The following is a 7,388-nucleotide window of genomic DNA, read 5'->3' as shown; positions in this document are numbered from 1 at the left end:
GGTTCTGGTTTCGAATGCGTGACCTTCGACCGGGACGCTCGTTGGGTGCGGTGAGGGGTTGGTCGAGCGTCGGGCGGGGGTGGGGCATGAGCGGGCTGCGCGAGGTGGCGGCGCCGTTCGTGGTGCCCGGCCCGTCCGGGGTGGCGGTCCGCGCCGGCCTCAAGGGCCTGACCGGGCAGGACGAAACAGTCCTGCGCCGGGTCGGCGCTCTGCTCGGCTCGCTGGCCTCCGGCGACCTGAAGGCCAGCTGCGCGGCCGGCCTGGAGCACGACGGCGCGCAGTGGGCGCGGCGCAAGCGGGCGCTGACGGGGGAGTCGTCCTCGCGGTGGGCGGGCAGCATCACCAAGGCCACGCACGAGCAGTGGGCTTTGGCCCGGCGCGGGCAGCTCGCCCACCTCCACAGCCTCCAGGCAGGCATCGACACGATCAGGCGCCGGTTCGCGCAGCCTCTCGGGGCCAGGGGCGTCCAGGGTGCGCCCGGTGGCTACGGCTCGCGGCGGGAGTGGTTCGCCAAGGCGCGGCGGCTGCACGTGCTTCAGGACCGGCTGGCGCGGGTGCGGGCCGACGTCGAGGCCGGGCGGGTGCGGGTGGTGCGCGGCGGCAAGAAGCTGCTCCGCGCCCGGCACCACCTGCAGGCCGCCGGGCTGACCGAAGACGGGTGGGGGCTGCGGTGGCGGGCCGAGCGCTGGTTCCTGCGGGCCGACGGCGAGTCCGGCAAGCGGTACGGCAACGAGACCATCCGCATCACCCCTGGCGGCGAGGTGAGCATCAAACTCCCGGCACCGCTGGCCGGGCTGGCCAACGCGCCCCACGGCCGGTACGTGCTCACCTGCCGCGTCGCCTTCCGCCACCGAGAAGAAGAGTGGGCCGACCGGATCGCCGCCGGCCGTGCGGTGGCCTACCGCCTCCACTACGACACGGGCCGCAACCGCTGGTATGTGACCGCCGCCTGGCAGAACCCGCCGGTGCAAACCGTGCCGCTGCAGGCCGTCCGGGCGGGCGGGCTGGCCGGGGTGGACCTGAACGCCGACCACCTGGCCGCCTGGCGCCTGGACACCCACGGCAACCCCGTCGGCGACCCCCGCCGCTTCGCCTACACCCTCACCGGCACCGCACAGCACCGCGACGCCCAGGTCCGCCACGCGCTGATCCGCCTGCTGCACTGGGCCGCCCGCCACGGCCTGGCCCTCGCCATCGAGGACCTGGACTTCGCCGCGGAGAAGACCCGGGAGAAGCACGGCCGCCGCAAGCGGTTCCGCAAGCTGCTCTCCGGCCTGCCCGTGGCCCGGCTGCGGGCCCGGCTCGTGTCCATGGCCGCCGAACTCGGTGTGACCGTCGTCGCGGTCGACCCGGCCTACACCAGCCGCTGGGGCGCCCAGCACTGGCAGAAACCCCTCACCAGCACGACGCGCAAGCCCACGCGGCACGACGCCGCCGCCGTGGCCATCGGACGACGCGCCCTGGGACATCCGATCCGGCGACGGACGGCACCGCCCCCACACGACCGGAGTGATCGTGCGGGGCATCGGACCGTCCAGGCCGCATCGGGCGCCCCGGGGCGTGAGGGACCCCGCCCCCGCCTTCCCGGACCACGGACACGATCCGTGCCGCCCGGACGCGGAGCGAAAGCGGGCGACCAGTGTGCCCACAACCGTTCGGGACACACGGCTGAGCACGAGCCCTGGCACCAGGGCTCACTCCCGCTCAGCTTCTAGGAACGGTTTCCTCAGGAGACGGAACCTCACCACTTCGGCCTGGACGGCGCGCGCCTGACCCAGGCCGGACAGCAGCTGACCATCGCCCTGTACGCGGCATGGGACCCCGACCACTACGCCGCGCACGAACTCTCCGCCCTCGCCGACCGCCTCGCGCAATGGAGCACCAACACACTCGCAGACCCGCTCACCTGGCCGGTCGAGGCCCAGTAGGGGCACCCGGGCGATTCCCGCGGGCCCAGCGCACCCGACGTCGATGTCGGATTCCCGCCAGCCCCGGGCCGTCCGGTGCCCGATGCTGGAGGCATGCAGAAGGGGATGCACACCCACCGCGAGCGCTGTGTGCGCGCCGTCCAGTCCAAGGACGCACGGTTCGACGGCTGGTTCTTCACCGCCGTCCTGACCACCCGCATCTACTGTCGGCCCAGCTGCCCGGTGGTGCCGCCCAAGCCCGAGAACATGACCTTCTACCCGAGCGCCGCCGCCTGCCAGCAGGCCGGGTTCCGGGCCTGCAAGCGCTGCCGCCCCGACACCAGCCCCGGCTCACCGGAGTGGAACCAGCGTGCCGACGCCGTGGCCCGCGCCATGCGGCTGATCGCCGACGGCGTCGTGGACCGCGAGGGCGTACCCGGCCTCGCCGCCCGCCTCGGTTACAGCACCCGCCAGATCGAACGCCAGCTCCTCGCCGAACTCGGCGCCGGACCGCTCGCGCTCGCCCGGGCCCAGCGCGCCCAGACCGCCCGGCTGCTCGTCGAGACCACCGCCCTGCCGATGGCGGAGATCGCCTTCGCCGCCGGCTTCTCCTCCATCCGCACCTTCAACGAGACCGTGCGGGAGGTCTTCGCCCTCCCGCCCAGCGAACTGCGCGCCCGCGTCCCGCGGCAGCCCACGGCGTCCGGCACCCCCCAGGGCACCCCCGGCGCCCTCTCGCTGCGCCTGCCCTTCCGCGCCCCGCTCAACCCCGACAACCTCTTCGGCCACCTCGCGGCCACCGCCGTACCCGGCGTGGAGGAGTGGCGCGACGGCGCCTACCGACGCACCCTGCGCCTGCCGTACGGCCACGGGATCGTCGCGCTGACCCCGACGCCGAACCACATCGCCTGCCGCCTCACCCTCAGCGACCTGCGCGACCTGCCCGTCGCCATCAGCCGCTGCCGGCGCATGCTCGACCTGGACGCCGACCCGGTCGCGATCGACGACCAGCTGCGCACCGACCCGGTCCTCGCGCCCCTGGTCGACAAGGCCCCCGGCCGGCGCGTGCCGCGCACCGTGGACGAGGCCGAGTTCGCCCTGCGGGCCGTACTCGGCCAACAGGTCTCCACGGCCGCCGCCCGCACCCACGCCGGCCGCCTGGCCGCCGCGCACGGCGAGTCGGTCGACGACCCAGAGGGCGGCCTCACCCACCTCTTCCCCGCCCCGGAGTCACTGGCCGGCCTCGACCCCGAGACGCTGGCGATGCCCCGCACCCGCCGCACGACCCTGCTGACGCTGGCCCGGCAACTCGCCGACAGGACCCTCCACCTGGGCGTGGAGAGCGACTGGGCGGAGACCCGAGTCCGCCTCCTCGCCCTCCCCGGCTTCGGCCCCTGGACGGCCGACGTGATCGCCATGCGCGCCCTCGGCGACCCCGACGCCTTCCTCCCCACCGACCTCGGCATCCGCCGCGCCGCCCAGGAACTCGGCCTGCCGTCCACCCCGGCCGCCCTCACCGCCCGCGCGGCGGCCTGGCGCCCCTGGCGGGCGTACGCCGTGCAGTACCTGTGGGCGACCGACAGCCACCCGATCAACTTCCTTCCCGTGTAAGGACAATGCACCGATGAAGCAACACACCGTGATCGACAGCCCCTACGGCCTCCTCACCCTCGTCGCCGACGACGGCGTCCTGTGCGGTCTGTACATGACCGACCAGCGCCACCGCCCGCCCCAGGAGACCTTCGGAGAGCGCGACGACCGCCCCTTCGGTGAGGCCATCGACCAGCTGAACGCCTACTTCGCGGGCGAGTTGAAGGACTTCACCCTCCAACTGCGCCTGCACGGAACCCCGTTCCAGCGCAACGTATGGGACCAGCTGCGCGGGATCCCCTACGGTGAGACCCGCTCCTACGGCCAACTCGCCGCGGCCCTCGGCAACTCGGGCGCCTCCCGCGCGGTCGGCCTCGCCAACGGCAAGAACCCCATCGGCATCATCGTCCCCTGCCACCGCGTCATCGGCGCGAGCGGCAGCCTCACCGGCTACGGCGGCGGCCTGCCCCGCAAGCAGCGCCTGCTGGAGTTCGAACGGGGCACGGCCCTCTTCTAGGCACCCCCGCGGTCCCGCGGACCGCTCGGCGACGCGGGCGGCCTCGTGCCTCCGTTCCCGATGGCCCCCCGGTGACCCCCGGTGACCCCCGGTGACCCCCGTGGGGCGGGACAGAGGCCATGCCCGGAGGGACTCACCGCCGCGGATGACGCCCGGTCGCGTCAGGGGACGGCGGGGCCGCGAAGGCGGCGACGAGCGCCCGGGCACGGTTCCGGAAGGCTTCGTCCTGGTGGATGATGCGGCCCTCGACTCCCGAGCGGACGACCCGCGCGTCGCCGTCGGCGAGGACGGACAGCCGGCGCAGGTGGTCGGCGGTCGAGGCGGCGGCGCCGAGGGCCTCCAGGGCGTCGCAGGCACCCATCGGGTCGGCCTCCTGTTCGACGGAGCGCAGGACGGCCGCGGCGAGCGCCGTGCGGTCCAGCGAGGCGGGTTCCGCCACGGCCGTGAGGGCCAGCACCGCGGCCGGCACCTGCACGGGATCGTCGAGCAGGGTCTCCAGGCGGGAGGCGAGCGGCCGCCCTGCCGGGCCGAGGAGGGCAGTCACCCGGGCGGCCCGCACCGTCGACCACCGGGACCAGGGACTCTGTTCGGCACGGGCGAAGACCGAGTCCAGGGCGGCGACCACCGCGGCGGCGTCCTCCGTGACGTGCCACAGGGCCTCGGCGAGCGCCGTGTCCGCGTCCAGCGCGGGCGTGACCGTCGCGCCGTCCGGGCCGCTGAGCGCCTCGCGCAGGGCCGGCGCCAGGGCCGCCGCCCGGGGACCGAGCGCGCCGGCCGTCCCCACGGCCTCCCCGAGCCGGCGGCCACCGCCGCGGAGCTCCCGGTCGAGGCAGTCCACCAGGGGCTCGTGCTCACCGACGAGGTCGTACAAGGCCTTCGCCGCCGGGAGCGAGCCCTGCCCGGCCGCCGTCCGCAACACCGCGACCGCCTCGGCGCGTTCGCCGGGCGCGCTGCCGACGGCGATGGCGGCGATGGCCGGGGCGACCTGGCCCGGGAAGCGCGCGAGCGCCTCGTACAGCTCGGGCAGCGCCGACGCGGCCCGGGCGCCCCACCCGCCCAGAAGACTCGTCAGCAGCCCCGGTTCGTTGCCGCTCAGGGCCTCGGGCCGGATGAGGCGGCGCCGGATCGCGCCGAGGAGTTCGCCGTCGTACGGGAAGGCGGAGTCCGCCGGACGCAGGAACCCGGCAGCGGCGTCGAGCGCCCGCGGCCGTCGTCCGAGCCCGTCGGCCAGGAGCGGCGCGGCCTGGGCGGGCGCGACAAGGACGAGCGCGGCCAGCGCGCGGTCCGCGTGGTCGTCCGCCTGCTCCGGGTTCCGGCCGGCGAGCGGGGCCAGGACGCCCGCGGTCGCCGCGGCGGCGGTGCCCAGACGGCCCAGCAGCGACGCCATCGCGACCACGGCCTCCGCGTCGACGGCCGCCGCGCGCAGGCCGGCCAGCAGTCGTCGCGGAGCGCTGCGGGAGAGCATGCAGGCCCGGTCGGCCGCCCACAGGGCCTCCGCCCGCACCTCGGCCCGGCCATCGCGCAGGGCGGCGTCGAGCAGCGCGAACGCCGCGTCCCGGTCCGCGCGGCGGCCCCTGTTCAGCAGGGCCTCCACGACGGCCGCGAACGGCTCGCTGCGTTCGAGGCCGAGGCAGTCGCCGCCGACCGGACCGGTCGGCAGAAGGGACAGCATCGTCGTGTGGTGCGCCTCGGTCCAGGGAAGGTCCGCGTCGAGGCAGGCGAAGACGGCGGCCATGCGCAGCCCGGCCGGCTGGGACGGGTCCAGGACGGTGACGGCCGCCGCCGCGCCGGCCGNCCGGGAGATCGCGGCAAGGGTCTCCGAGCGCACCAGCGGCTCGGCCTCCTCCTCCCAGCGCCTGCGGAGGGCGGGGAGCACGAGCTCGGTCGCACGGGTGTGGGACACCGCCCACACGGCGGTCCGGCGGACCTCCGGCTCCGCGGCGTCCAGCAGAGGCAGAAGCAGCGAAAGCTGTCCGGCCACGGCCGCCCTGACGGTGCCCGGCGCCACGCCGTGCTCGTCCTCGCTCTCGGCCATGCCTCCGAGCAGCATCAGCACGTCCGCCACCCGGTGGCCGGCCGCCGCGATCCCGGCCAGGAACGGCGCCACTTCCGCACTGGCGGCATAGACCGTTCCCTGATGCAGCACGCTTCCGTACAACTCCGACAGCGCTTCGCCCGCCACGTCCGCGTCGGCACCCGCCAGGGCCCGCAGCAGATCGGGGAGGTCCTCCGCGCTGCCGTAGGCGTGGCTGAAGGAGGACCAGGGGTGGGAGTCCAACGCGTCGAACGGGTGCACGAGTTCCATGGGGAGCATCGTGCCAGCCACCTCCGACATCGGAACCAGCCTGTCACCCCAAGCACTCACTCCGGCCACCCGGAACGCTCGCGGGCCAACTACGGCACCGCACTCCTGACCCGGCCTCCTGGCCGGCCCGATGGGCCACTTCAGCGCTGATGCCCCCTGATCGACAAGACAGCCCCGCGGGCGCCTAGTCGTACGCCGGGAAGCTCACCTGGAGCAGCTGCCGGCGAAACCGCGATGCCGGCTCCTCCTGGGACATCGCCGCGTCCATCGGCTTGACCGTCACGTCCCACGCGTCCGGAGCCGCCCAGTGCGTCATCCGGACGTAGAACGCGTGCCGCGGACCGGTGCTCGCCACGGCCGGGAGGAAGGCGAGGCCGCTGTCGACGGGGAAGTCGATGAGCATCCAGCCGTGCCGGGATGCCACCCACTCCGCCATGTGCGGCAGCGTCTCCGGACGGCGACCCGCTGCCCGAGCCCGGCCCGGTGTCCGGGTGCGCGGCCGCCTCCGGCGGGGATATCCCGTTGTGGGGCCAGGAGCACGGCCATAGGGTCCCGGCATGTCCCTACGTGTTCGTATGCGTCAAGCCCTCCCGGAAGCGATGCGCGCCCGTGACAAGGCCGCGGTGAGCGCCCTGCGCGCAACGCTCGCCGCGCTGGACAACGCGGAGGCGGTGCCCGTGGGCGAAGCCGAACTGCGCGGCCTGGCCTTCGAACAGTCACCGGTCGGTGCCGGCGCCACCGAGGCGGCGCGGCGTGAGCTGAGCGAGTGCGGTGTGGCGGATATCGTGCGCGCCGAGGCCGCCGAACGACTGCAAGCCGCAGCGCAGTTGACTGTCCCCGCCCACGCCGACCGAGTCGCGCGGCTCCGCGCGGAAGCCGCTGTGCTGCTTCGCTTCCTCGACGGCCACGGCACCCCGTAGAACACGGCGGATCCGCCGTCCCGTGCCCGGATCGACGCAGGAGTACAAGCCGCCCGGGCGCCGCGGAGTCGCGTGGGCAGTGCGGTGCCGATCGGTTCCCGTACGGTTTCGTCGGCGAGGCCGCCGTATTCGTCGGCGAGGCCGCCGAG

Annotated in this window: 5 protein-coding genes and 1 pseudogene; 4 read left to right on the top strand and 2 right to left on the bottom strand. The window is 74.9% G+C overall.

What is annotated here, in order from left to right:
• The first annotated feature begins 86 nt into the window (after positions 1-86).
• From RH94_RS14540 to RH94_RS14525, 3 genes are all read left to right on the top strand, one after another.
• Positions 87-1,715, top strand: coding sequence for an IS200/IS605 family element transposase accessory protein TnpB (locus tag RH94_RS14540; protein ID WP_073948025.1), 1,629 nt, complete (start codon positions 87-89; stop codon positions 1,713-1,715).
• Positions 1,716-2,021: 306 nt separating this feature from the next.
• Complete coding sequence (locus RH94_RS14530; protein ID WP_073948023.1) at positions 2,022-3,518, top strand: AlkA N-terminal domain-containing protein; 1,497 nt, start codon at positions 2,022-2,024, stop codon at positions 3,516-3,518.
• 13 nt (positions 3,519-3,531) lie between these two features.
• Positions 3,532-4,014, top strand: coding sequence for a methylated-DNA--[protein]-cysteine S-methyltransferase (locus tag RH94_RS14525; RefSeq protein WP_073948022.1), 483 nt, complete (start codon positions 3,532-3,534; stop codon positions 4,012-4,014).
• A 1,795-nt stretch (positions 4,015-5,809) separates the two neighbouring features.
• Here the strand turns inward: RH94_RS14525 and RH94_RS43345 are convergent.
• Both RH94_RS43345 and RH94_RS14515 read right to left on the bottom strand, forming a co-directional pair.
• Positions 5,810-6,349: pseudogene (locus RH94_RS43345) on the bottom strand (hypothetical protein); the annotation flags it as partial.
• 154 nt (positions 6,350-6,503) lie between these two features.
• Positions 6,504-6,755 (bottom strand): hypothetical protein, encoded by a 252-nt coding sequence (locus RH94_RS14515; protein WP_073948021.1) that lies wholly within the window; start codon positions 6,753-6,755, stop codon positions 6,504-6,506.
• 163 nt (positions 6,756-6,918) lie between these two features.
• On the opposite strand from RH94_RS14515, the gene RH94_RS14510 reads away from it, so the two are divergent.
• Entirely contained in the window at positions 6,919-7,239 is a 321-nt protein-coding gene (locus RH94_RS14510; RefSeq protein ID WP_073948020.1) for a GatB/YqeY domain-containing protein, read from the top strand.
• The last annotated feature ends 149 nt before the right edge of the window (positions 7,240-7,388 follow it).

Origin of the sequence: Streptomyces kebangsaanensis (assembly GCF_001906585.1) — a bacterium.
Lineage (GTDB): Bacteria > Actinomycetota > Actinomycetes > Streptomycetales > Streptomycetaceae > Streptomyces > Streptomyces kebangsaanensis.
The sequence above is the reverse complement of the archived record's forward strand: the minus strand, read 5'-3'. Positions and strand labels throughout refer to the sequence as shown.

Coding starts and splice junctions, on each gene's coding strand:
- RH94_RS14540 (WP_073948025.1), top strand. CDS start 87: ATGAGCGGGCTGCGCGAGGTGGCGGCGCCGTTCGTGGTGCCCGGCCCG.
- RH94_RS14530 (WP_073948023.1), top strand. CDS start 2,022: ATGCAGAAGGGGATGCACACCCACCGCGAGCGCTGTGTGCGCGCCGTC.
- RH94_RS14525 (WP_073948022.1), top strand. CDS start 3,532: ATGAAGCAACACACCGTGATCGACAGCCCCTACGGCCTCCTCACCCTC.
- RH94_RS14515 (WP_073948021.1), bottom strand. CDS start 6,755: ATGGCGGAGTGGGTGGCATCCCGGCACGGCTGGATGCTCATCGACTTC.
- RH94_RS14510 (WP_073948020.1), top strand. CDS start 6,919: ATGCGCGCCCGTGACAAGGCCGCGGTGAGCGCCCTGCGCGCAACGCTC.